Origin of the sequence: Lysinibacillus sp. FSL P4-0201 (assembly GCF_038593425.1) — a bacterium.
GTDB lineage: Bacteria > Bacillota > Bacilli > Bacillales_A > Planococcaceae > Lysinibacillus > Lysinibacillus capsici.
The window spans coordinates 3,210,151-3,235,717 of sequence record NZ_CP151995.1; the positions used below are offsets into that span (position 1 = coordinate 3,210,151).

The 25,567-nt window shown below is 39.4% G+C and carries 25 protein-coding genes and 1 other annotated feature; of the genes, 4 read left to right on the top strand and 21 right to left on the bottom strand.

Annotated features, from left to right (window positions below; genetic code table 11):
* Positions 1–31: 31 nt before the first annotated feature.
* The 6 genes from trpA to MKY76_RS16160 are packed head-to-tail and all read right to left on the bottom strand — an operon-like array spanning position 32 to position 5,789.
* Positions 32–823 (bottom strand): tryptophan synthase subunit alpha, encoded by a 792-nt coding sequence (gene trpA / locus MKY76_RS16135; protein ID WP_066036497.1) that lies wholly within the window; start codon positions 821–823, stop codon positions 32–34.
* Positions 820–2,031: a tryptophan synthase subunit beta gene (gene trpB / locus MKY76_RS16140; protein WP_257960620.1), complete on the bottom strand. Its 1,212-nt coding sequence runs from the start codon at positions 2,029–2,031 to the stop codon at positions 820–822. The genes trpA and trpB overlap by 4 nt, the downstream gene beginning before the upstream one ends.
* The gene (locus MKY76_RS16145; RefSeq protein ID WP_257960619.1) at positions 2,031–2,645 is read right to left on the bottom strand and encodes a phosphoribosylanthranilate isomerase; all 615 of its coding nucleotides are present in this window, start codon (positions 2,643–2,645) and stop codon (positions 2,031–2,033) included. The genes trpB and MKY76_RS16145 overlap by 1 nt, the downstream gene beginning before the upstream one ends.
* A complete protein-coding gene (trpC, locus tag MKY76_RS16150; RefSeq protein ID WP_257960618.1) occupies positions 2,642–3,433 on the bottom strand; it encodes an indole-3-glycerol phosphate synthase TrpC in 792 nt (263 codons plus the stop codon). Before trpC ends, MKY76_RS16145 begins: the two co-directional genes overlap by 4 nt.
* A complete protein-coding gene (trpD, locus tag MKY76_RS16155; RefSeq protein ID WP_342556845.1) occupies positions 3,433–4,461 on the bottom strand; it encodes an anthranilate phosphoribosyltransferase in 1,029 nt (342 codons plus the stop codon). Before trpD ends, trpC begins: the two co-directional genes overlap by 1 nt.
* Positions 4,461–5,789, bottom strand: coding sequence for a chorismate-binding protein (locus MKY76_RS16160; protein WP_342556846.1), 1,329 nt, complete (start codon positions 5,787–5,789; stop codon positions 4,461–4,463). The genes trpD and MKY76_RS16160 overlap by 1 nt, the downstream gene beginning before the upstream one ends.
* Positions 5,790–5,888: 99 nt before the next feature.
* Positions 5,889–6,130 (bottom strand) — a binding site (T-box leader).
* A gap of 320 nt (positions 6,131–6,450) precedes the next feature.
* On the opposite strand from MKY76_RS16160, the gene MKY76_RS16165 reads away from it, so the two are divergent.
* The gene (locus MKY76_RS16165) at positions 6,451–8,139 is read left to right on the top strand and encodes a methyl-accepting chemotaxis protein (protein WP_257960615.1); all 1,689 of its coding nucleotides are present in this window, start codon (positions 6,451–6,453) and stop codon (positions 8,137–8,139) included.
* A 105-nt stretch (positions 8,140–8,244) separates the two neighbouring features.
* Here the strand turns inward: MKY76_RS16165 and secDF are convergent, their stop codons facing one another.
* Positions 8,245–10,512, bottom strand: a complete 2,268-nt coding sequence (secDF, locus tag MKY76_RS16170; protein ID WP_257960614.1) for a protein translocase subunit SecDF — start codon at positions 10,510–10,512, stop codon at positions 8,245–8,247.
* Between the two features lie 346 nt (positions 10,513–10,858).
* Positions 10,859–11,167, bottom strand: coding sequence for a post-transcriptional regulator (locus MKY76_RS16175; RefSeq protein WP_004226703.1), 309 nt, complete (start codon positions 11,165–11,167; stop codon positions 10,859–10,861).
* Between the two features lie 93 nt (positions 11,168–11,260).
* On the opposite strand from MKY76_RS16175, the gene MKY76_RS16180 reads away from it, so the two are divergent.
* A complete protein-coding gene (locus MKY76_RS16180; RefSeq protein ID WP_004226701.1) occupies positions 11,261–12,778 on the top strand; it encodes an oligosaccharide flippase family protein in 1,518 nt (505 codons plus the stop codon).
* Here the strand turns inward: MKY76_RS16180 and MKY76_RS16185 are convergent.
* The gene (locus MKY76_RS16185) at positions 12,775–13,410 is read right to left on the bottom strand and encodes a DUF421 domain-containing protein (RefSeq protein ID WP_004226699.1); all 636 of its coding nucleotides are present in this window, start codon (positions 13,408–13,410) and stop codon (positions 12,775–12,777) included. The genes MKY76_RS16180 and MKY76_RS16185 overlap by 4 nt on opposite strands.
* Positions 13,411–13,548: 138 nt before the next feature.
* Between MKY76_RS16185 and MKY76_RS16190 the strand changes: the two genes are divergently transcribed.
* Positions 13,549–14,400, top strand: coding sequence for a polysaccharide deacetylase family protein (locus tag MKY76_RS16190; RefSeq protein WP_103118495.1), 852 nt, complete (start codon positions 13,549–13,551; stop codon positions 14,398–14,400).
* Between the two features lie 73 nt (positions 14,401–14,473).
* Here MKY76_RS16190 and yajC read toward each other — a convergent pair whose 3' ends face one another.
* From yajC to MKY76_RS16225, 7 genes are all read right to left on the bottom strand, one after another.
* Entirely contained in the window at positions 14,474–14,740 is a 267-nt protein-coding gene (gene yajC, locus MKY76_RS16195; RefSeq protein ID WP_004226696.1) for a preprotein translocase subunit YajC, read from the bottom strand.
* Positions 14,741–14,993: 253 nt separating this feature from the next.
* The gene (gene tgt, locus MKY76_RS16200) at positions 14,994–16,139 is read right to left on the bottom strand and encodes a tRNA guanosine(34) transglycosylase Tgt (protein ID WP_016991901.1); all 1,146 of its coding nucleotides are present in this window, start codon (positions 16,137–16,139) and stop codon (positions 14,994–14,996) included.
* 57 nt (positions 16,140–16,196) lie between these two features.
* Positions 16,197–17,237, bottom strand: a complete 1,041-nt coding sequence (queA, locus tag MKY76_RS16205) for a tRNA preQ1(34) S-adenosylmethionine ribosyltransferase-isomerase QueA (RefSeq protein WP_342556847.1) — start codon at positions 17,235–17,237, stop codon at positions 16,197–16,199.
* Between the two features lie 17 nt (positions 17,238–17,254).
* Positions 17,255–18,259, bottom strand: coding sequence for a Holliday junction branch migration DNA helicase RuvB (gene ruvB / locus MKY76_RS16210; RefSeq protein WP_004226692.1), 1,005 nt, complete (start codon positions 18,257–18,259; stop codon positions 17,255–17,257).
* An 18-nt stretch (positions 18,260–18,277) separates the two neighbouring features.
* Positions 18,278–18,898 (bottom strand): Holliday junction branch migration protein RuvA, encoded by a 621-nt coding sequence (gene ruvA / locus MKY76_RS16215; protein ID WP_048395174.1) that lies wholly within the window; start codon positions 18,896–18,898, stop codon positions 18,278–18,280.
* 111 nt (positions 18,899–19,009) lie between these two features.
* Positions 19,010–19,888 carry a phosphotransferase gene (locus MKY76_RS16220; RefSeq protein WP_313872351.1) on the bottom strand — a complete coding sequence of 293 codons (879 nt, stop codon included), beginning with the start codon at positions 19,886–19,888 and terminating at the stop codon, positions 19,010–19,012.
* Positions 19,878–20,924 carry a LysM domain-containing protein gene (locus tag MKY76_RS16225; protein ID WP_342556848.1) on the bottom strand — a complete coding sequence of 349 codons (1,047 nt, stop codon included), beginning with the start codon at positions 20,922–20,924 and terminating at the stop codon, positions 19,878–19,880. The genes MKY76_RS16220 and MKY76_RS16225 overlap by 11 nt, the downstream gene beginning before the upstream one ends.
* Before the next feature lie 141 nt (positions 20,925–21,065).
* Between MKY76_RS16225 and MKY76_RS16230 the strand changes: the two genes are divergently transcribed.
* The gene (locus tag MKY76_RS16230) at positions 21,066–21,599 is read left to right on the top strand and encodes a transcription repressor NadR (protein WP_054550028.1); all 534 of its coding nucleotides are present in this window, start codon (positions 21,066–21,068) and stop codon (positions 21,597–21,599) included.
* Between the two features lie 132 nt (positions 21,600–21,731).
* On the opposite strand, the gene MKY76_RS16235 is transcribed toward MKY76_RS16230, so the two are convergent.
* From MKY76_RS16235 to MKY76_RS16255, 5 genes are all read right to left on the bottom strand, one after another.
* Entirely contained in the window at positions 21,732–22,124 is a 393-nt protein-coding gene (locus tag MKY76_RS16235; protein ID WP_048395166.1) for a thiol-disulfide oxidoreductase DCC family protein, read from the bottom strand.
* A 23-nt stretch (positions 22,125–22,147) separates the two neighbouring features.
* A complete protein-coding gene (gene pheA, locus MKY76_RS16240) occupies positions 22,148–23,026 on the bottom strand; it encodes a prephenate dehydratase (protein WP_048395164.1) in 879 nt (292 codons plus the stop codon).
* 165 nt (positions 23,027–23,191) lie between these two features.
* Positions 23,192–23,647 (bottom strand): ACT domain-containing protein, encoded by a 456-nt coding sequence (locus MKY76_RS16245; RefSeq protein ID WP_004226679.1) that lies wholly within the window; start codon positions 23,645–23,647, stop codon positions 23,192–23,194.
* Between the two features lie 24 nt (positions 23,648–23,671).
* The gene (gene obgE, locus MKY76_RS16250) at positions 23,672–24,961 is read right to left on the bottom strand and encodes a GTPase ObgE (RefSeq protein ID WP_066036507.1); all 1,290 of its coding nucleotides are present in this window, start codon (positions 24,959–24,961) and stop codon (positions 23,672–23,674) included.
* 5 nt (positions 24,962–24,966) lie between these two features.
* Positions 24,967–25,494, bottom strand: coding sequence for a Spo0B domain-containing protein (locus MKY76_RS16255; RefSeq protein WP_048395160.1), 528 nt, complete (start codon positions 25,492–25,494; stop codon positions 24,967–24,969).
* Between the last annotated feature and the right edge of the window lie 73 nt (positions 25,495–25,567).

Below are 25,567 nucleotides of genomic sequence, written 5' to 3' on the forward strand. Positions count from 1 at the left end.
ATTTCTTTCATCATCAAAAAAGCCTACTCTTCTAAAGAGTAGACTTTTCTAACATACCTTTCGAGGCGGCTACTAATGCTTCCACCGTTGCCAAATCTCCTTGATGCAATGCCGTCACAATGGCACTACCGACAATTACACCATCTCCCAAAGCCCCCATCTTTTTCACTTGCTCAGGTGTTGAAATACCAAAGCCTGCAAGCACAGGGATTGGACTTGCTTGACGTAAGCTTGCAAAATGCTGTTCTAAATTATCGGCAAAACGCGATCTTGCTCCTGTGATCCCATTAACGGTCACTGCATAAACAAAACCCTGACTAGCTGCTGCGATGCGTGCTATACGCTCTGGAGGGCTTGTCAATGAGATAAGCTGTACCACATCAATGCCATATGGATTTAATGCATCACGTAACAACTCGCTCTCTTCCAATGGGACATCTGGTACAATTAAACCCTTAACTCCTCCAGCTACACAGGCTTGCGCAAAAGACTTTAAGCCATATGCTAATACTGGATTGAAATAAGTCATGACTACGAGAGGCACTGTTATTTCATCTCTAAATGACGCGAGTGTTTGCAACACGTTTCTTAATGTCACACCAGCTTTGAGTGCACGTTCTCCTGCTCGTTCGATTGTTGGACCATCGGCAACAGGATCTGTAAAAGGAATCCCTACTTCAATAGCTGTTACCTCTAATTGCTGCAGTTTTAAAATAGTTGGCTTAATGGTCTCTAGCCCTCCGTCACCTGCCATGATATAAGGTATAAAAGCTTTATGACCTTCAGCTTTTGCCTGATCGATCGCTTGCTGTAAAGTTGTCATTTTACATCCCCTCCTAGTGCTGCTCGAACTGTGTGAACATCTTTATCTCCTCGACCAGATAAGCACACAACAATGATCTGATCTTTTGCCATGGTCTTTGCAAGTTTTGCCGTATAAGCAATGGCATGAGAACTTTCAAGTGCAGGCAGTATCCCTTCTGTTCGGCTTAATAATTGTAGTGCCTCCAGTGCTTCAGCATCTGTGATGGAGTCAAATTGAGCTCGACCAATATCATGTAAATAACAATGCTCTGGTCCTTTCCCTGGATAATCTAACCCAGCTGAAATAGAATGTGCTTCTTGGACAAAGCCGTTTTCATCCTGTAATAAATACATGTAGGCGCCATGTAATACACCTAATTTTCCACCTGCGATGGCAGCAGCATGCTTCCCAGTTTCAAGACCACTTCCTGCTGCTTCAACACCGTATAAGGCAACTGATTCATCATCAACGAATGGGTGAAACATACCGATTGCATTACTGCCACCTCCAATACAGGCAACAACTGCATCAGGTAAACGCCCCTCTTTTTGCACGATTTGCCTTCTTGTTTCTACTCCAATGACACGCTGAAAGTCCCGAACAATTTTTGGGAATGGGTGAGGACCTAAGGCAGAGCCTAAAATATAATGTGTATCCTCAACATTTGTCACCCAGTAACGTAGGGCAGCGTTCACAGCATCCTTTAATGTTTTAGAACCACTTTCCACCGATTGAACCTTTGTGCCAAGCAACTCCATACGAAAGACATTTAACTGCTGACGTTTTATATCTTCTGCTCCCATAAAAACAACACATTCTAGATTTAATAATGCACATGCAGTAGCTGTTGCCACACCATGCTGACCAGCTCCTGTTTCAGCAACGATTTTCTTTTTACCCATGCGTTTGGCTAGAAGTGCTTGCCCAATCGCATTATTAATTTTATGTGCACCTGTATGGTTTAAATCTTCACGCTTTAAATAAACCTTTGCTCCATCTAGCGCCTTCGTTAAATTTTCTGCGTAATAGAGCGGTGTTTCGCGGCCAACATAGTCTTCTAAATAATAGGACAGCTCCTCTGTAAATGCAGGGTCTAGTAATGCTTGCTCATAAGCAGCTTCTAATTCAAGCAAGGCTGTCATTAATGTTTCGGGCACAAACCGACCACCAAATTGTCCAAAACGCCCTTCTTTTGTCGGTACACTATTTGCTATTGATATTCCCATCATCTGCTCCCCCTCTTTACTGCCTGTAAAAAAGCTTGTATTTTGGTAGAATCCTTGCTTCCATTTGTTTCTACACCACTTGAAACATCCACCATAAAAGGCCCTACATCCGTAATGGCCGCTTCAATATTGTCTACATTGAGACCACCCGCTAATAGTAATTTTTCTTTGGGAATCCCTACTTGCTCAAGGAGTGTCCAATCAAAAGTGTGACCACTCCCGCCTTTAAACTCTGTACCAGGCGCGTCAAATAAATAATAATCTACCTGATAGTTGGCAGCCGCTTGAACATCCTCTTTTTCTCGTATCGATAATGCCTTTATGGCGGGATAACCTTGCTCCTGAATAAATGCTGGCGTTTCCTCCCCATGATATTGCACATAATCTAAGGGCACTCGCTCTACTGCTTCCTTTAATTCGGCTGGCGTTGGATTCACAAAGACACCTATTTTTAAAACGCCTTGTGGTACATGCTTCGCTAACTGTTGGGCTTGCTCAATGGATACACGACGTTTACTCGGTGCAAAAACAAACCCTATAGCATCTGCACCAGCATGAACAGCTGTTTTGACATGTTCTTGCTCCTGTAGACCACAAATTTTGACCTTTGTCATACCGATGCCCCCTCTTTACTTACTTGCAAATCTCGTAGTGCTTGCCCCGCATCTCCACTCCTCATTAAAGCTTCACCTACTAGGACACCACTAGCCCCCATCGAGGCTACTAGCTTCGCATCGTCCTGCGACCATATGCCACTCTCACTAATTAATACTCGATTCTCATCAAATGGAAACACATTAGCAATTTCTCTGGTGCGCTCTAGGCTTACTTCAAAGGTACGTAAATCACGATTATTAACGCCAATTAACTTTGCATCTACCGCAAGAGCGCGTTCAAGCTCTTCACAATCGTGTACTTCCACTAAAACCTCTAGGCCTAAGCCCGTTGCATAGCTATATAAATCACGTAAGGCATCGTCTGTTAAGGCTGCCACAATTAATAAAATAATGGATGCACCTGCCGCCTTGGCAAATCGAATCTGCACTCGATCAATCATAAAATCCTTACAAAGAAGTGGGGTATCTACAGCAGCAGCAACTGCTGCTAAATCTTCAAAGGAGCCTTTAAAAAATTCCTTGTCTGTTAAGACCGAAATAGCTGCTGCTCCTGCTAGTGCATAGACTTTTGCTTGAGCAACTGGGTCTGCTCCGCCAGCTATTAACCCTTTTGAAGGGGAAGCACGCTTCATTTCCGCGATGACTTGCAGTGTATGAGCTTGACACAATGATTCAATGAACGAGCGACGTGGCGTTTCTGTAAAGTTTGCTAAAGGATCTGGCTGCTCTAATAATGCACCTACCTCAATCTTTTTTTGCAGTAATATTTTATTGAGTATATTCATTACCCTACCTCCACTTCTTTAATTCGCATGCTATATGTTACAACCGCCTCTAATTTTTGTTGTGCTCTACCGCTAAAAATACTTTCCTTTGCCATAGCTACACCCTCTTTGATGGTTTCCGCTTGACCATAGCCAAATAAGCCGATGCCAGCATTTAATACTACTGTATCTAAATAAGGACTCCGTTCGCCAGCCAATATTTTTTGCATAATCACCGCATTTTCATCTGCATTGCCACCACGGATGGCCTCTAAAGGGGCCATTTGAAGACCGACATCTTCTGCGGTTAGGGAAAAGGGAATTAGATCTCCTTTATCTACTAAAACCAATGTATTTTGACCTGCTAATGAAGCCTCGTCTAAGCCTTGTGGTCCTGAGACGACAATGGCCCGCTCACGTCCAAGCATTTGTAAGACTGAGGCATATTCCATGACAAAATTCGGTCGATTAATGCCTGTAAATTGTGTGGATAATGGGACCGGATTTGTTAAAGGACCAACAAGATTAAAGATTGTCGGTTTTCCTAATGAACGGCGAACTTCACCAATTCTCTTTAATTTCGGATGAACATTCGGTGCATAAATAAAAGCGATTCCCTCTCGCTCTAGCAAATGGGCTGTTTGTGGGATGGAAATAGCTGTATGAATACCTAGTGCCTCTAGCACATCTGAGCTACCAGAGGAGGAAGAGATTTTACGGTTCCCATGCTTGGCAATTTTGACACCTGCCCCAGCTAACACGAAAGCAGAAGCTGTACTGATATTAAAAGTATGAAGACCGTCTCCACCTGTACCGCAATTATCCATATAGCTACCTTCTTTTACGGCTATATCAAGAGCAAAAGATCGCATAATAGTTGCTAATGCGGCTACTTCATGTGCAGTTTCTCCCTTCGAAGCTAAAGCTGTTAAAAAGCTTGCTATTTCTTCTTTAGGAGTATCATCCTGAAATAACCATTGCGCTGCCTGTAGCATTTCTTCGTACATGAGATGTGTTCCCTGCAGTACTTTCCCTTGTAATCGTTCCATTAGTTTTGCCCCCCATTGTTCACCAGTAACTGTAAAAATGCCTGTTCTTCCTCTTGCACTTGATGTAAAACGTTTTGCACATTTGTATATTTGGTAACAGTTATTGTTGCTTGCAAATGCATGGTATCCTGTTTAACTACAATAGATTGACCTGTTAAGGCAAAATCCAAAAGACCATTAAATCCAATAAAGCCGAGAGCACCAAAATAACCAGCTGCATACGGATGCTCCGTTGCTGAAAGTGGGGATATGGTTGCTGCTAAAACATCCAGGGCATGAAGCATTGGTAAAAGCTTTCCTTCCACCCTAGTCGTCATGTGCAGTGCCTTTTTGGACCGCTGGATACGCATAGCCTCCATGACCTGAACAGAATCTCGGAAACAAACCGACTGTAATTCTTGCTGAATAGCCCTAACAAGAAGTGCATGTGATTGCCTAATGCTTTCATGGTTGTATAATTTACGTTCATTTTCTAGTTCTTCATTTTTTGTTTCCCCTCGCGGATATGTTCCCTCTGTAGGAGTCGCAATAACGCTTTCACCTTTTACTCGGATTAGACTTTCAGGAGAAGTACCTAACACAACATGATCCTCAAATTCAATATAATACATATAGGCTGCAGGCTTTTTTTTACGTAGCTGTCGATACAAAGCCAACGTATCACCTTGAAAATTGGCTACATTGCGGTTCGGCAAAACTATCCTTGTTATGTCATCATGTAAGTTGGCTTGCATTGTCTGTAAAACCGTTGCAAATGATTCGTTTGTTGTAGTATCAAGCGGTTGATAACGATAAGATGCTTCGTCACTGATATGCCCGTTTTCTATTTGTTGAGCCAATTCTTCCAAATCAGGTTCCTGCTTTTCTGCATCTATATTTGTATGAAACAATGTCACTTCATCTGTTTGATGATCGAAGACAATAATCGTTTCATAGACATGAAAATAAGCATCAGGCAGTTCTATTTTTTTATCTACGAACATCGTTGTACCGCCAAAGCCTATATATCCAACGGCACCACCTGAAAATGGAAATTGCGTCGTATTGGAAATACGTGGCATGAGGCGTTTAAGAAGAACAAAAAGTTCCCCTTGATGCACGTATGTTTTTCCTGTTTTATAGGAAACCTCTTGGATTTCTTGGCCCACACCTTTATATGTTTTTCGTGGATTAGCACCAATGAAGGAAAATCTTCCAGCTCCTTCGTGTTGGGCAGAACTTTCCAATAAAAATTTATGTTTTCCCTGTAAACGCCTAAAAATCAAAATAGGTGTTAAAGAATCGCCATTGATCGTTTTCATTTTTGTTCTTGAACTCGTTATTTGCATAGCTATTTTGCTCCTTTTTCAAAGATTCCTTTAGCTAATGTCTAGACGAATGCTGAATGAAAATAAAAAAGCCCTCTGCAAAAAGGATTATTCCTAATTGCAGAGGACGATTATGACCGCGTTGCCACCTCATATTAGAGCATATGCTCTCACTTTTGTGCTTTACATCATGGCTATGGTAAACCATACCTTGAAAGCACCCCTATAACGTGGGGAATCACGTTCGCTTTTTTATAAGCGACTCTCATAAGTCCATTCACATAAGCTGTAAATCAGTTTACACCAGCCACTGACTCTCTTTATTACACACTTAGGCTACTACTCTTATTCAACAATTTCTCAGCTATTCTCATCTAAACTCAGCTCATCTGTTCTGTGGCTGATCTCGCTCCCGAGATCTTCTACCTTGACCGAACAAAAAGTTAGCCTTAATTCTATGCCAATCCAATACTATTGTCAATCAATTCTGACGAAAAAAGTTGAAATTCCTATTTTATCAGAGGAATCAAAAGTAGGTATATTATCCTTCTATAAAAACTTATTGGAGAATAAGATTTCCTACGATTGAAAATTCCTTGACTATTGACCATGTAAATATATCAAGTTATAGTAATTTCAGAACATCAATTTTTTCCATATAATAAAAGAAAGTAGGAAGTTTATGTCCGTTCGCAAAAAATTAAATATAGGATTCATTTCCTTAACATGTTTACTTTTTATCTCAAGCATCGTATCATTTATTCAATTTAAAACAACTCAGAATGATTTAGAAGAAGTATTGAATCATCGGATGGTGCAAATCCAATTAACAGATAAAATCCAACAACAACTTGCTTCTCAAGGTTTATTTTTACGCTCCTATATTTTAAATAAAAAGGACGAAACTGCTAAGGCCAATTTAGATCGCTATGAAAAGCTGTTACCTGAAACAGTTCATGAACTTTCTACTATTGTTCGATCAGATTATACAAAAAATATTATGCAGCAAATCACGGAATTGCAAAAAGAGTTACTGTCAAATTCACAGAAAGCTTTACAAGCGTTTAATAGTGGCAACACGGATCTAGCACTCTCAATCATCAATAATGATGTTACAAAATACAATAAGGACATTTTTAAGTTAACAACTGAATTATTAGCTTATCACGATGAACAGCTTCAAAATGTTGACCAATCTGTTAATCAAACCGTTTCACGCGCTATTATCATTGCTATTAGCCTTCTCCTTGCAAGTATTATTATTGGTTTATATTTTATGCATATGGTCAAAGCCTCCATTGTCCTGCCCCTACGCAAGGTTATTGGAGCAGCAGATACATTAGCACAAGGTGATTTAACAATTGCTGAGCTTGACCATCAATCAAAAGATGAGATCGGTACACTTGCCAATGCAGTCAATACATTAAAACAAAATCTAGCTGGTTTAATGACTAACATTCAAGATAGTGCATCCCATTTATCGGCTGTTTCAGAAGAGCTTTCTGCTAGCACTGAAGAAGTAACTGCAACTTCCGATAATATTGCTCAACGAATTCAAAATAATGTAACACATATCACTTCTTCTGCTAGTGCCTCTCAGCAAAGTGCTGTGGCAATGGATGAAACTGCATCAGGTGTCCAACGCATTGCAGAGGCGACTCAAAGTCTTCATCACAATGCAGAAAATCTGACGCAGCTTGCCCATACAGGTGGTGCAACGATTGCAACAGCAAAAGAACAGATGAATATGATCGCACTAGCAACTTCTGATATTGCAACATTAACGCAAAAACTAAGTAAGCAATCAGAAGAAATTGGGCAAATTACAACAGTGATTACAGCAATTTCAGAACAAACAAATTTACTGGCACTAAATGCAGCTATTGAAGCAGCAAGAGCAGGAGAACATGGGAAAGGCTTTGCAGTCGTAGCGGATGAGGTACGAAAACTTGCTGAGGAATCGAATCAATCTGCCAATCAAATCGTTGCTATTACAAAAGAAATTCTAACAGATACACAAAATGTTGCAGCATCAGTAAATAATGGTTTAGCTTCTGTAAAGGATGGTGTAGCCAAAATTCATGAGGCTGGAGATGCTTTCTACTCCATCACCTCTGCTGTTGCAGCATTCACAGAGCAAATTGAAGAAATTTCTGCCACATCTGAAGAAATCTCTGCTAGTGCAGAGCAGGTTGCAGCTTCTGTCACGGAAATTGCCAATGTTTCTAACGAATCAGCAACGAATTCTCATATGATTGCAGAATCTGTTGACGAGCAAGTTGCGACCATGCAGCAGGTAAATACTGTCGCAGAAGAATTAAGTGAAAATGCGCAACAGCTACAAGGCTTAATCCAGCAATTTAAATTGTAAATACTATATGAAAAATCTGCTGCTTTTTATAAAAGGCAGCAGTTTTTTTGCATGAAAAAAGCAAAGAATAGAAAACCATATGTTTTCCATTCTCTGCTCATTATATTATACAGTAGGCTCGTCTGTACCCCATTGTTTCTTCTCTTTTTTACGTAGCTTCCCATCTGATTTTTTCATTTCACGAATTTTTAATGAATACCAGATTTGAGCTGCGATACAGATTGAAGAATACATACCTGTAATCAAACCAATCAATAACGCTATAGAGAAGTTTTGAATAGATGGTGCACCAAAAATTAATAGGGCTACAACAACGATAATTACAGTTAATACTGTATTAACCGAACGACCCATTGTTTGGCGTAGCGATTTATTCACGATATTGGCCAATACTTCACGGTCATTAATTGTATCATAACGATCTAAGTTTTCCCGCATACGGTCAAAGGTAACAATCGTATCATTGATGGAATACCCAACAATTGTTAATACAGCCGCAATAAACGTAATATCTACTTCTAAACGCATGAAGCTAAAGACGGCAACAATTAAGAATACATCATGCAATAATGAAACAATTGCACCAATACCCATGCGCCATTCAAAACGAACTGCTACATAAATGATAATCCCTATTGCTGCAAGAGATAAAGCCTTAATTGCATTTTTTACAAGTTCCTTACCAACTGTAGGCGATACAGTACTTACAGCTGGTTCATGACCATATTTTTCGCCAGCTTCTTTTTTAAATTCTAAAATTTCTGCTTGTGTAAGGTCATCTTTATAGCGAATGACTGCTGTATTACTTTTCTCACCAGAGAGTATGATATCTTCTGATGAAAAATCAATGCTATCTAGATATTTGGACACTTCTTCTTTTGTTAATGTTTGATCCGATTCAATTTGTACACGAGTACCGCTTGAGAAATCGATACCTAGGTTAAGACGGAAGATGCCAAGAACCACTAAACCAGCCACTAGAATGGCTAATGAGAACGTATAGAATTTCTTACGGTTGTGAACAAAGTCAAATCGATCGAATTTCGTTGATAAATCTAATGTACCAATATTTTCATCTAGACTATGCTGTTTAGATTTTGCAATACCAAACCATGCAGGACTGTTGAAATAGCCACTGTTTACAAGTAGTCCTAATAGGACACGTGAGCCCCAAACTGCTGTTAAGAAGCTCAATAAAATACTAATAATTAATGTTGTAGCAAATCCTTTAACAGAGCTTGTTCCCCATTGGAACAATACTGCTGCAGCTAATAAAGTTGTCAACTGCGCATCGACAATGGCTGATAAAGATTGTTTAGAACCAATTTGGAAGGCTTGTTTAGCGGAATAACCCACCCGTAGCTCTTCACGTATACGTTCTGCCGCTAAAATATTGGCATCTACTGCCATCCCTATACCCAGAACAATGGCCGCAATACCTGGGAGTGTTAATACCGCATTAATCCAGTCAAAGACCACTAATACTAGGAATGTAAACACAACCAGTGTAATGATGGAAATAAAGCCTGGTAAACGATAGTAGAATAGCATAAATAAGAAAATAACTATTACGCCGACAATACCAGCAAAAATAGTACTTTTCAGTGCTGCATCACCAAATTGAGCACCAACAGAAGTTGAATAAATTTCATCTAGCTTTACAGGCAATGCCCCAGCATTTAAAATATCTGCTAAATTTTTTGTTTCTTCAACAGAGAAATTACCGCTAATCATAACATCTGTTGTATTTAATGTTTGACTAACTGTTGCTGCAGATGCATAGCGAGGCTTTGCTTTTTGTGATTCCGCTTTATAGGAATCGACACCCTCTTCAAAGTCTAACCATACAACCAGTAAATTTTGACCTGCGGGTTTTGCTGCAATTTTACTTGTTATATCAGCAAATTTTTTCGCATCTTTTAAAGTTAAGGATACAATCGGACGATTTTGTTGGTCAAAAGAGCCTTTAGCACCGTTAGCTTTCAAATCGTCTCCATCTAATAATAAATTATCATCAACATCACGGAATGTTAAATTCGCAGAAGTAGACAATAACTTACGTGCCGATTCCTGATCCTCAACACCAGCTAATTGCACACGAATACGATTTTTGTCCTCAACCTGAATACTCGGTTCACTAACCCCCATCGTATTTACACGTTCACCAAGTGCAGTGGATGTTGCTGTGACAATTTCTGGTGTAATTTTTTGTCCTTCTTTTAATTCATTTACCTCGTAAAGCACTTCAAACCCGCCCTGTAAGTCAAGACCAAGCTTGATGTCCTTTAAGACGCCGGTTACAGTCGTACTAATACCTGCTGCCAATAGCACGATAATCAGTAGGAATGCAACTATACGACTTTTTAGTTTCATCAATAAATCCTCCTCGAATTGGTGTAAGGGCTGTCCTTACACGCCAAACAAGTAACTAGCAATACCTTTTGAAACGTTTAATCCTCCTTTTCATCTAGAATCGTGTTACCTGTGCTTCAAAAAGGTTGCTTTACTTATTTCAATCGTTCATAACGCGCAAGTTTATCTTAGTATTATTAGGTACTAGCCTTCTAAATGTCAATAAAAGCAATGAAGACTTATGTAAGTAAGAACTTATTCAAAATAAAAAAAGCGCAACACACTTATTATGAAACAGGTTGCGCTTGGTGTCAATTCAACACGTATAGGATTCTTAGAATTATTGTAAAATTTGACACATCATTGATTACGTTCTGACTGGACCAAGCAGTAATTGTAACTCGTCTGTATTGACTTCTTCAAACCAATTATTACTTTGTAAAAACTCTACTTGATTAAATGAGACGATATCAGATGGTGATACCGAAAAAATGGTAGAAATGACTTCATGTAAACGTAGTTGCTCAACTTTCTTTTTACGCCATTTTTTTTCAATACAGTAGCGCCAGAGTTCTTCGGCTGTAATAGCATTATATTGATAATGCTGGAACTCTGCTATCTTACTATCAATTGCCGGACGAATCTTTTCAAATAGTTGCTCATATTGCATACTCATTTTGAATCATCTCCAATCAAAGTCGTAACGTAAGACATGCTTGCATACAAATAGTGTAAATGAATTTTTGCGGCTTGAGAAGGGACGGATGGCATGAGTTCTTTTGTACGAGGTACATTATTTTTAATGTTTGTGATTTTTTTATCTAAACTTTTTGGCTTCTTTTATAGAATGCAATTTATGCGGATTGCTGGTGAAGAGGCTGTCGGTATTTATATGACCGTCTATCCAGCGTTTATTTTCTTCATCTCACTCATTCAACTAGGACTACCTATCGCTGTGGCTAAAATAGTGGCTGAATTACTAGCAAAAAATAAACGTGAGAACATCTTTGGTGTCATGCGTACAGCCATTCTTTGGTCATTCATTGGCATGATCATTTTTATGCCACTCGTTGCACTAACAATACCATATATTTCAACAACTCTATTACATAATGAACAGACAACATTTACACTATGGATTGCACTCTTTGCTGTACCAGTATCAGTTGGATCTGGCTTATTACGTGCCTATTTACAAGGTGTTGCAAAGATTACACCGACAGCATGGGCACAAATGATCGAACAAATTGTACGTATTAGCTTCATTACTTTAATGCTACCCTATGTGGCTAATTACAATAATGCTGCTGTCACGGCTGCGGCGGCAATGGGCATAACACTGCTAGCCGAAGTTGTAGCATTCTTGTATTTATGGCTACACTATATCGTTTCCAAAAAGAAATTACTGACACGAAAAACTAAAATTGAAGGGTATCCTGCCTCACCAATGTTACGTATTGCCCTTCCCTCTGCAGGCAGTAAGCTTTTTGGTTCTTTCACTTGGTTTTTAGAGCCGATTATCTTTTTAAAAGCTTTAACTGTGGCCGGTTTAACCGCTTCTGCTGCCACTATTTTATATGGTGTCATCTCCGGTGTTTTGGTGCCATTACTGTTATTTCCTGCGTTTGTATCAACAGCCTTATCGATTGTGCTCATTCCAGCTGTTAGTGATGCCGTCGCTCGTCAGCACATCCCGCTATTACAGGAACGAATTTCGGTGTCCCTAAGATTGTCTTCGCTAGTGGGTTGCTTTGCTGCTACGTATTTCTTTGTGCATGGAGATGAATTAGCGATGAAGCTTTTCCATTTAGAAGAAAATCGTGGGTACGTTAAAATTTTAGCACCTATTTTTTATTTTTATTATATTCAAAGTCCTCTACACTCCATCTTACAGGCAATTGGTGAGGCAAGAGCTGCCATGATGAACTCCATCTATGGTGGGCTAGGTAAACTTTTCGTGATGTTTGTACTTGCCTCTCAACCAGGTATCCAAGAAAAAGGAGCCGTTGTAGCTATTGGCTTTGGGGTATTACTAACGTCATTCTTGCATATTGCAACAGTTAGACAACGTAAAAACCTGCGTGCTGGCTTCAGAATGTTTGTCGTGCCTTATAGTTGTTTTATTGCTGTTTGCGTCGCCCAGTATTTCCTTATTCCAATACTATCACTACCATTTATTTTAAGTAGTGGTGTGACATTATTTTTGCTATTTACCTTTTTATTATTTACCAATCAGTTGCGTATTACAGATTTCCGTTACATTAAAAAATTGGCGAAGAAAGTCTAGGATTCCTTTAATTGAATATGCAGCTTATTGTCTTCCCAAATACAAAAAAATACTGTTTCACTGTCAGTAATATTATTTTTTGCCAGCTCACCCATTAGCCATTCCACATCTTTATGCATGGTAAATAAATGTCTTTCTTGGATATCACCGTCGATAATCAATGGATACACAAAGGCTTTTTCATCTTTTTTATAGACAGAAAGATTGCCTGAAGGCTCTAAATACGCAAAGGCTACATCTGTCACAGATGCAATTCCGTTTTCTCGTAATTGCTGACATAAATCATCTAAATTATAGCGGTGTTTTCTCATCTCACTCTCTAAAATAACACCGTCTTTTACTAATAAAGCAGGGTCACCATCCACTAGGTCACGTATTTTTTTGAACTTTAATGACAAAAAGGCACTTAATATTTGAATAAAGAGCAAAATAATGATAGGTAGTATGGCATTAAAGAGAGGATTTTTATAATCGTCTAGCGCAAAGGCCGCTACTTCTGCAATTAATACAAATACGACCAAATCGATGACTGATAATTCACCTACTTCTCGTTTACCCATTAAACGGAAAACGATGATGATAAACACATACAAAAAGCAAGTTCTAAAAATAATATGGTAATATTCTTCCATATAAACACCCCCATACTATCAAGGTGACCTTACTTATTGTTTTTTATACAGTTTTCAAGGAATAGTCCCTACTTGTTCGTACACACTAACATAGAGCTTAGATGCTTATCACAATAAACATGCAAACAAGGTGAGGACATGACAAAAAAAATAATCGTTTTCGTTTTTGTTTATATCCTTTTTCTTATTAGACCTTATCCTATTTACGGGTATCAAGAACAGGAAATACCTATTCTTATGTACCATCATTTAGAGGACAATATAAACAATACTACAGTTATTTCACCCAAAAGCTTCGAAAATCAAATGAAATTACTTAAAATGGAAGGCTATCAGGCCATTTCTGCTCAGCAATTATATGATTACTTAAACGACCAAGCGCCGTTACCTCAAAAGCCTGTGTTAATTACTTTTGACGATGGGTATTTTAGTAATTATGAAAAAGCTTACCCGATATTGAAAAAATATGATATGCATGCAGAAATCTTTGTGATTGCAAGCCGAATCCTAGAGATGAATGGAAACAATTACTATCCAAATGAAACAGCAAAGATGAGTTGGGATCAATTAAAGGAAATGAGGGATTATATTACAATCCAGAGTCATACTTGGGACTTACATTATAAATTACCTTCAAAAAATGGTAAACTAAATGGCGCAGTATTTGGTCCTAGTATTGTAAATGGGCAACTAGAGAGTCAGGTTGAATATGAAGAAAGGGTAAGAAATGATTTTATTCATTCAAGAAAAATAATCAAAGAAAAGTTAGGATATGAACCAATAGCAATAAGCTATCCTTATGGGATTTACTCACCCTCCACCATCAAATTAGCCAAGGAAGCTGGCTTTAAGATGGCCTTTGTCATACAAAATAAACATGTGAAAAAAGGCGATTCCCTATTTACGTTAAGCCGAATAACGATTAATGGCAATGATACTGGTGAGGCATTCATTCATAAATTAAAAACTACAACTGCAAAAAACATCTAAACACTGCCTTCTAATATTGTATAAAAAAGACTTACAATATAGCTATCGCCTATTGTAAGCCTTTTCTTCTTTGTTACTGATTGTCATTGACAATTCGTCCAATTGCTTGACGGTCAAATTTCACTCGTACATTGTCAGCAATTTTTAATGTCACTGCTGTGTCTTCAATTGCATCAATAACACCGTGTAAACCACCAATTGTAATGACTTTATCTCCACGTTGCAAACTACTTTGCATATTTTGTGTTTCCTGCTGTCTTTTTTTAGCTGGACGGATTAAGATAAACCACATTGCAACGAACATTAATAATATTGGTGCTAATCCTAATAATTGATCCATAATAGCATCTTGCCCCCTTTCCAAATCTCACTTTTTTAGTATAGACTATTCCACCATTAAAAAGCGATGGACAAGCCCAAAAATTTTCTCAATTACTAATATTTTTTCTATGATTGACAATATTTTGCTAGAAATATTCACTTTTTACAAAGTTTTGAATGATTTACAAAACTATTGCTATTGAATATGGACATTAGGGGATGCCTAATGTCCTTTTTTAATTTAGCGCATGTAATAATCCTATTCGTCTAGTTTAAAAGTTTTTTGCATCTGGCCCATTAAAGCCGTATTTTTCAAAGAACTCTTCACGGAAATCACCAAGGCGATCTTGACGAATTGCCTCACGTACTTGCTCCATCAATTTTAATAGGAAGTGTAGATTATGATAGGATGTTAAACGAATACCGAACGTTTCTTCCGTGCGAATAAGGTGACGAACATAGGCACGAGAATAATTTTTACATGTATAGCAGTCACAGTTCGGATCAATCGGCCCAAAGTCACGTGCATATTTTGCATTTTTCACTACTAGACGTCCTTCTGATGTCATCAGTGTTCCATTACGTGCAATACGTGTTGGCAGTACACAGTCAAACATATCGATCCCACGAATTGCCCCATCAATTAAAGAATCTGGTGAGCCAACACCCATTAAATAACGAGGTTTATTTTCAGGCATCATTGGCGTAGTAAATTCTAAAACGCGGTTCATCACATCTTTTGGTTCTCCAACGGATAATCCACCAATTGCATAGCCTGGGAAATCTAGTTCTACTAACGCTTCTGCTGAGCGGCGGCGTAAATCTTCGTACTCTCCACCTTGAATAATGCCAAATAAACCTTGCTCCTCTGGACGCTGATGTGCTTCCTTACAGCGTTTTGCCCAACGAGTTGTTCGATCAACTGATTTCAGCATATAGTCATGTGTCGCAGGATATGGTGGACATTCATCAAAGGCCATCATAATATCAGAGCCTAAATCATTTTGAATTTCCATTGCCTTTTCCGGGCTCAAAAATAATTTATCTCCATTGAGGTGATTACGGAAATGAACTCCTTCCTCCTCAATTTTCCGGAATTGACTAAGTGAAAATACTTGGAAACCACCTGAATCCGTTAAAATTGGACGATCCCAGTTCATAAATTTATGAAGTCCGCCTGCTTCTTTGACAATATCATTACCTGGACGAAGCCATAAATGGTACGTATTGGACAGAATAATACCGGCATTCATCTCTTTTAATTCTTCTGGTGACATGGTCTTCACCGTTGCTTGTGTGCCAACAGGCATAAATGCTGGTGTTTCAAAGGAGCCGTGTGGTGTATGGACGATGCCAAGACGTGCTCCTGTTTGTTTACATGTATGAAGTAGTTCATATCGAATTGCTGGTTGTGTCATAAAATAAATAATCCTTTCTTATCTGAAGTAAAAACAGTACTCCGATTTTATCCACTATTATTTTTTGGGACGTATAAACATTGCATCACCAAAACTAAAGAAGCGATATCTTTCTTCTACAGCTTGCTGATAAGCACTTAAAATGGTCTCACGAGTAGCTAGCGTACTAACAAGCATGACTAGTGTTGATTTTGGTAAATGGAAGTTTGTGATTAACCCATCCACCACCGTAAAATTGTAGCCTGGATAGATGAAAATAGACGTCCAACCTTGTTCTGCTCGCACTTCTCCCTCATATTTAGAACCAATTGTCTCTAATGTACGAGTAGAGGTTGTCCCAACAGCTATTACCTTGCCACCGTTACGCTTTACGCGATTAATTGTATCTGCTGCTTGTTCTGTAACACTATAGAATTCTGCATGCATTTCATGGTTCTCAATCGAGTCTACACTAACGGGACGGAAAGTGCCAAGACCGACATGTAGCGTAATAAAGACAACCTCTACGCCTTTAGCCTTCACTTGAGCTAATAGCTCCTCTGTAAAATGCAGCCCAGCTGTAGGCGCTGCAGCAGAACCACGCTCTTTGGCATAAACGGTTTGATAACGATCCTTATCCTCTAGTTTTTCACGAATATAGGGAGGTAATGGCATTTCACCAAGTTGCTCTAATATTTCATAAAAAATACCATTATACTGAAATTCAAATGTACGTCCGCCATGTTCAAGCTCACCTGTACATGTAGCTGTTAATAAACCGTCACCAAATGTGATGACTGTTCCTACTTTTACACGCTTTGCTGGTTTTACAAGTGTTTCCCACTCATCTGTACCAGCCATTTGCTTCAGTAGCAATACTTCTATATGTGCACCTGTTTCTTCTTTTACACCCATTAAACGAGCAGGTAAAACTCTTGTATCATTTAGTACAAGACAGTCTCCAGCATGTAGCTCGTCTAATACATGGGCAAAATGGTGGTGCTCCACTTTATTTGAGCCCGGTGTCACGACCATTAATCGACTTGCTGTACGATCCACTAATGGTGTTTGGGCAATAAGCTCCTCTGGTAATTCAAAATCAAAATCTTCTACACGCATGAAAATAACTTCCTTCTTTATGTTTGTTGGGGATACTCATATCCAAAATGTTCGTAGGCTAAATGTGTGGCTACTCTTCCTCTCGGGGTACGTTGAATAAGGCCAATTTGCATCAAATAAGGCTCGTATACATCTTCTATCGTAACCCGTTCCTCACCAATTGATGCAGCAAGAGTATCTAAGCCTACTGGGCCTCCTCGGAATCGCTCAATCATATTGGTTACAAGTTTATGGTCAATATGATCAAGCCCTCTAGGATCTACTTGTAACAGCTCTAATGCTTGCTGTGCAAGACCCTCCGTTATCATACCATCTCCAAGCACTTGTGCATAATCTCGCACTCGTTTCAATAAACGATTGGCAATTCGAGGTGTTCCACGTGAGCGTCTCGCCATTTCCATTGCTGCTACTTGCTCTATTTCTACCTCAAATAAATGTGCACTTCTCACAACAATTTCAGCAAGCGATCGGTCATCATAATATTCTAGGCGCAGCAACACACCAAAGCGATCTCTTAGAGGAGCTGATAAAGCACCCGCTCTTGTTGTTGCACCTACAAGGGTAAAGGGAGGTAAATCAAGTCGTACAGAACGTGCTTCAGGACCTTTTCCTACCACAATATCTAAGCAGAAGTCTTCCATTGCTGGATATAATACTTCTTCAATAGCACGGGGCAGTCGATGAATTTCATCAATAAATAAAACGTCCCCAGGCTCTAGTGAACTTAAAATAGCTGCCAAATCTCCTGGACGCTCAATCGCAGGGCCACTTGTCATGCGTACGTTAACATTCATCTCATTTGCGATAACAGCCGCTAAGGTCGTTTTACCAAGTCCTGGAGGTCCATATAACAACACATGATCTAAACTTTCTTGGCGAAGCTTTGCCGCTTCAATGAATATTTGTAAGTTTTCCTTTACTTTATGTTGCCCAATATACTGTGCTAATTTTTGAGGACGTAAAGATAACTCAAACTGCTCATCATAGCTCCCTGCTTCACTTGCCATCATACGTTCAGACATGCACCTTTCCTCCTTTCCTTATTTTAATTTTAGCAGTAGTTGCAATGCTTGTTTCATAAAGGCATCTGTTGTTTCAAGTTTATCGTTATCCTCTAGCTGTGGTTTAATTTTTTCTAGCTCTTTTTCAGAATAGCCAAGAGCCATTAAGGCAAGTAGGGCTTCTTCTAATTCATGTTTATAGGCATGCACACCAAACAAAGGTAATTCATCTTCTGCACTAGGTAATTCAAGTGTATCTAATAATGAACCAAGTTTGCCCTTCAAGTCGAGGATCATTTGACGTGCTGTTTTTTTACCAACTCCAGGGAACTTCACTAAAAACGCTTCGTCCTCCCGCTCAATTGCGCTAATAACCTGTTGTGGATTACCTGTAGCTAAAATCGCTAAAGCGCCCTTTGGTCCTATTCCTGACACTAAAATAAGCTTACGGAATAACTCACGCTGATCTAGGTTAGGGAAGCCATATAAAACTTGCGCATCCTCTCGCACATGCAAATGAACATATATCTGTTGCTCAAGGGCAGATGTTCGAAAAGCAAATGGATTGGGCGTATTAAGTTGCCACCCAATCCCCTGTTGTTCTAACACAATAAATTCAGGTGTAATACGAGTAATTTGTCCTTTTAAATAATCATACATCTATAATCCCTCACAATCATCGTCTTCGATTATAGCATATAGCGAACGAATGCTCGACAAAAAGTAGCGTCTAAACTCCGTTCGCAGACAAAAATGACCGCCAATTGACGGTCATTTCTTGACAAATCTATCAATATCGTACCACAGTTTTGGCCAGTAGGTGAGGGCTCGTTTTGTAAATGGTACTAAATAATCTAAAAATACTAGCTGTTGCTCTAGTGGTAAATCTATAGCAAACAGCCATTCTCGTAATAACTCATTCGGGTATTTCAAGCGATGAAGCTTTCTTTTATCCAGTCGTTTCAGCTCAGGTAACTCTGCAAAAATCTTTCCAAGATCATAATCTACAGCAGGTAACACACGATGTAACCATAAAATATACTCGTCATCCGCTTCACCAAGGTGCGCTAAATCAAAATCAATTAAACGTAATTGTCCATCGGAGCACCATAAAAAATTATGATGAACTACATCCCCATGCAATAGCGTAATCTCTTTTTCAGGTGCATCTTCCAATGCAATCAATTGTAATGACTTATCACTATAATGCAATATTTGATCAATTTCTTCTTTCGTTAAAAATGTTCGAAACTCATTTCTTCTACTTTTAAAACGCATATGACGCATTTGCCATTTTAAAAGCTGTGAGTAGGTATGCAAACCTGGCACGCGCTGCCAAGCAATCTTTTTATGTGTGTCATGTAAAGCGATTAGTAGTCTAAGAGATTCCTTACGATCTTTTTTATGTGCAAAGTTAGCACCGTGGCTTCCTTCTTGCCACATTTGCACAATTAACTGCTCATCATCGCTCTGAACTAATGGTAGGATCAAAGAAGGTTCCATACGTCCTAATTGGCGATGAATGGTTCTTACCTTCTCCGCAATTTCCACTTGCTTTGCACGTTTGACAAAATAATTTTTCGATCGATATTTATATTTCCAAATATTTGGCTTTACTTCTTCTACAATATACGCTTTTTCACCATCGATAAGGCGTCATCCCGCCTGGGAAATAATGCGGAGACATCCAAGGACCTGCTGCTGATGGGCATGGTGGTGGACAATGTGTCGGACATGGTGGTGGCGGGCAATGACAAGGGTCCATTTGCCAATTTGGCATCATCATTGGTTGTGTGCCACAGCCACAAGATTGACCCATGTTCATATCAGGCATCATCATTGGTTGTGTGCCACAACCACAGGATTGCCCCATATTCATATCGGGCATCATATCCATTTGTGGCTTTTGGTGATCTTGCGTATGGAAGAATGGTGATGTGGACTCTAAAAAGTCTTCCATTCCACCTACTTTATGATCTGGCATGTCATAGGACATTGGCTGCTGTGGCATCGTATAATGCTCAACCTGCGGCTGCATTGGCATCGGCCACCACATCTGATGATAGATTGGCTGATGGCAACTTGAACAATGTGGTACGGCAGGCATTTGTGGCATGATATGCATTGGTGGATGTGGTGCTGGTTGTGGCATTGGCTTTGGCTTTGGTTTAGCTACAGGCGGTGGTGGCGGTGTAGGTGCTGGCGGTGGTGGTGGCTGTATTTGTACAGGTGGTGTTGTAACATTTTGCTCCATTTGTGGCATCACCAATTGCTGGTGCCAATTCATTTCCACAGGCTGCGGTACCCACATCGGCTGTTGTGGCATCTGCATTGGCATTGGCATCGGTATTGGTATCGGTATCATTTGTGGTTCTGGCATTGGCATAGGAGCTGGTGGTGGCGGTACAATTGGCGGTGGTGGTGGCATTGGTCGCTGTACCTCTTTTTTAGGACTTTCCTTTGGTGTCTCCTTATGCACTTGTGTTTCCTTTTTCGGCATTTCTTTATGTGAATCTCTATGCGGCTCTTTGTTTATTTTTTCAGGCAATATAATTTCCATGCCTGGAACAATATAATCTGGGTTGGCAAGATGGACATTGAGCCGCTTCAAATCTTCAAACGAAATGCCGTACTCTTTCGCAATCTTCCACAATGTATCTCCCTTTTGAACAATATGAATACGCAATTTTTTCCTCCCTTCCTCTCTACGTATCATATGTTCAATGTTTCATTTGGATACAAAAATTTCAGCAAGTTAGAAAAGCTTCATGGTACACTAATTCATAAGGAACGCTGATTCCTTTATTACGAGCAGGGGTGATCTCTTATGAAAAAAATGTTAGGCGAAGAACGCCGACTGCAACTATTAGCGCAATTAAAAAAAAATAAAGCACCTATAACTGGGACAGACTTAGCAAAGTTCGCCAATGTTTCTAGACAAGTAATCGTCAATGATATGACTTTATTAAAGGCAAGAAATGAGCCTATTATTGCCACAAGCCAAGGTTATCTTTATATGCATCAAGAACAAATACAGCAAACCGTTGAACGAACATTCCCTTGCTTGCATACATCAGAGCAGACGGAAGATGAATTAATGACGATTGTAGACTGTGGCGGAACCGTCAAAAATGTCATTGTCGAACATCCAATATATGGTGAACTGACAGCCTCTATCATGGTATCCAACCGCCATGAGGTGAAACAATTTATCGAACGTGTGAATGCCACACAGGCCAACTATTTATCTGCTCTCACTGGCGGCATCCATCTACATGTCATCACAGCACCCTCTGTTGAAGTTTTAACATTAATTGAGCGAGCTTTACAAAAAAAGGGCTACTTAGTGTCAGATCAATGAATAGTAAAAGCACCGTCTGAAAAATTGATTTCAAACGGTGCTTTCTGTTTTTTAATGCTGGTATTGTCTCGTTAAGCGCGGGCTTCCGTCCGCAGCTATTGTATTGTTCCCTTAAAGGCGAGTATTTCCCTATCAGGAAAGAAATCTTTGACGTTGAGCAGGCGTAGGCAATAAGCATTCACTTTTTTTTCCAAACAAACGATAGCGTTGCTTTGCAAATAATCGATATAATGCATTGCGAATAAATGGTGGTACAAGAATGAAGGCGTAGAAACAAGGCCACAATCCATCAAATTTACGGCAAATGTTTAACGCAGCGGTAGATTCAACAGACACTTTCCCTTGTTCAATAAGAATTACACTATCTATATTCTTTGGTATATGATATTGAGTGAGAAGCGATTGACCAGCCTCGCTTTGCAGCGATGCAAATTGAAAATAGCCAGCTTGATCATGTTTGATGATAAATTGAACAGTGCTATCACAAAAATTACAGACACCATCGAATAAAATAATCCCACCCATCTCTTTCCTCCTCCTTCACATTACTATGCTTCGTCTGATGTTACATAAGTAAAATAGGTACCCAGAGACTTTACTTTGCAACCTAGCGCAGCTAATTCTTCCATTGCCCCACGCATCATCGGTTCCTTTTCATCTGCTAATACATCAATCATAAAGAAATAATCACCTAATCCAGTTTTTAATGGACGTGATTCGATTTTACTTAAATTTAGCTGACGCCATGCAAAAACAGAAAGCACCTGATGTAATGCACCTGAACGATCTGTTGGTAAGGTAATCATAAATGTTGTTTTTGCTTGCCCATCTGATAGCTCTTGTGGCAATCGTTTATTTTGCTTAGACAGTACAAAGAATCGTGTATGATTAAAATGAAAATCATGGATATTCTGCTCCACAATTTCAAGACCATATTTTTCAGCTGCGGCTGCATTACCAACTGCCGCTATACACTCTTGTGGATTCTCTGATACATATTTTGCTGCTGCTGCAGTTGAAGTTGTTTGATGTAATGGTACATGACTAAAACGATAAAATAAATATTTATGACATTGAGCTAGTGCATGCGGATGAGAATAAACACCTTCGATTGACTGCCAATCATCCTTCTGCGCTTTATTGACCATTAAATGCTGCTGAATTTTCAGCAATAACTCTCCAGTTACATAAAGTGTTGCCTCATGGAATAAGTAATCTAATGTTAATGATACAGAGCCCTCTAGAGCATTTTCTAGCGGTACGACAGCTAAATCTACCTTTCCCTCTGCAACAGCCTCTATACATTCTGGAATCGTGGCACACGGTACAAGCCACTCATTTGGAAAAGTAGCCTTTGTTGCTAAGTATGTAAATGATGCTTCTGGTCCTAGATAGGCGATTCGATTTTCCCATTGTTGCTTTGTCATTGCAAATACCTCCTTTATGGCACAATAAGGAGCAGTCCCACGTGATGAAAAACGCTTGGGACAGCTCCTTATTTGAGCTTTGTTATCGTATCTTTACCCATTGGGGTTATTCAACACGATGTTTGTCATTTTGTCAAAAATTAAAGGATTGAACACTCTCTGTGCTTATAATGCTCCAGAACTAATCACTTCCGCTGATTCCACAAAATCTAAGCGTTTTAATTGCTGGATAAGATCATCAAGATCACAAGTCATGCTTGTTACATCTAATGACAATGTAACATTAGCACGTCCCTGAATAGGGATTGTTTGATGAATCGTTAAGACATTACAATGTGTAATTGTCACAGTTTCTAAAAGCTTGGCAAGTGTTCCTTTTCTATCTTGAAGCTGTAAAAAGACTGTTAAAATGCGTTCCTGCACAATTGAATGAAAAGGAAAAACCGCATCACGATATTTGTAAAACGCACTTCGCGATAAATCCACCTGCTTTACCGCATCCCAAATGGAAGATACTGAACCACTTGATAGTAAGTGTTTCGCCTCCAAAGTTTTTTGCATTGCATCCGTTAAAACATCCTCACGAACTAAATAATATCGCTGATTCGCAACATTCTTCATACGCTTCCCCCTAAAACTCATGTCTTAATCGACAAATTCAAATTCAAACTCTTGTAGGCGTACTGTATCGCCATCTTGTGCTCCACGCTCACGCAGAGCCTCGTCCACACCCATTGCACGCAATTGACGAGCAAAACGACGTATACCATCCTCACGGCTAAAGTCTGTCATTTTAAATAAACGCTCAATTGCATAACCACTAATAATAAATGTACCATCATCATCACGTGTGATTTCGAAATCTTCACCTTTTGCCTCATGCTTGTACATTACGGTTGCGTCTGATTGCTCCTCTAGATCATCATATAGTGGGAATTCAGGCGTTACTTCTAATAGATCGGCAATGGCAAAAAGTAGCTCTTTTAAACCTTGACGTGAAACAGCAGAAATTGGGAAAATTTGAACGTCTTCTCCAACCTTTTGACGGAATGCTGTTAAATTCTCTTCTGCATCTGGCATATCCATTTTATTGGCTACGATAATTTGTGGACGCTCTGTTAAACGAAGATTATATTGTTTTAGCTCTTCATTAATTGTTAAATAATCTTCATATGGATCGCGGCCTTCCATCCCTGACATATCAATGACATGAACGATAACGCGTGTACGTTCGATATGTCGTAAAAATTGATGACCTAATCCAACTCCTTGATGTGCTCCTTCTATAAGCCCTGGTAAATCAGCCATCGCAAAGCTTCGATGGTCATCCGTTTCAATCATGCCTAAGTTCGGTACAATTGTTGTGAAATGATAAGCACCAATTTTTGGCTTAGCCGCGGAAACAACAGATAAAAGTGTTGATTTACCAACACTTGGGAAACCAACTAACCCTACATCTGCTAAAACTTTTAACTCTAATATAACATTTAATTCTTGTCCTGGCTCACCTTTTTCAGAAAGTTCTGGCGCCGGGTTGGCAGGTGTAGCAAAGCGAGAATTACCTCGTCCACCTCTGCCTGCTTTCGCAATAACTGCTCTTTGCCCATGCTCGACTAAGTCAGCAATAACGGCATTTGTTTCTTCATTCATAACCACTGTGCCTGGTGGTACTTTAACAATTAAATCCTCCGCATTTTTACCATGCATGCCTTTACTCATCCCATGCTCGCCGCGAGGTGCTTTAAAATGGCGTTTATAGCGGAAATCCATTAATGTTCGTAAGCCCTCTTCTACTTCAAATACAACGTTACCACCGTGTCCACCATCTCCACCAGCTGGACCACCATTTGGTACATATTTTTCACGGCGAAAGGCTACCATACCATCTCCGCCATCGCCACCTTTAACATAAATCTTTACGTGATCGACAAACATTTAGTTCACTCCCTATTTGCACTCAAGACATATTGCCAGCGTGTAGTTGTCTGCTCAATTGTTTGAATGTCGAATTGTTTCAAACCTTTTTCGGTGAATGCATCAGCACTCCATAACCCATTTAGCGTGAATGTCACGGCAAATGTATGATCGTCAACACGTACATCAAGCGTTAGGATCTGCTCTGTAAATGGATCTAATGTATCATAAACATGCATAACTGTTTTGTTTAAATAATCTACAACTTCCTGATCAATATCATTGGTCACAGGCTTTTTTATCTCACCGCTTAGCTTCCAAGCTAATGATGGGTAACGCCATCCTGCTGTTTGAAGCCATTCAATTGTTTGTGGTAATTGTAGTCGATTGAGGATAGAAAATACTCGTAATTGTTCTGAATAATGTTGAATAAGTTTTTTCGATTCCTCGATTCTACCTAAATCTAAATTCATGCGAATCAGTTGCAGTTGATTCACATAATCATGATTTGCAAAACGTAATACTTCACTAATGGTTAGTGATTGATTGTTCATCCCATTCACTCCAATAAAGTTATCCTTACTAGTATAACAAGTTTTGCTGTATTTTTCCCTTAATTCTTTAATC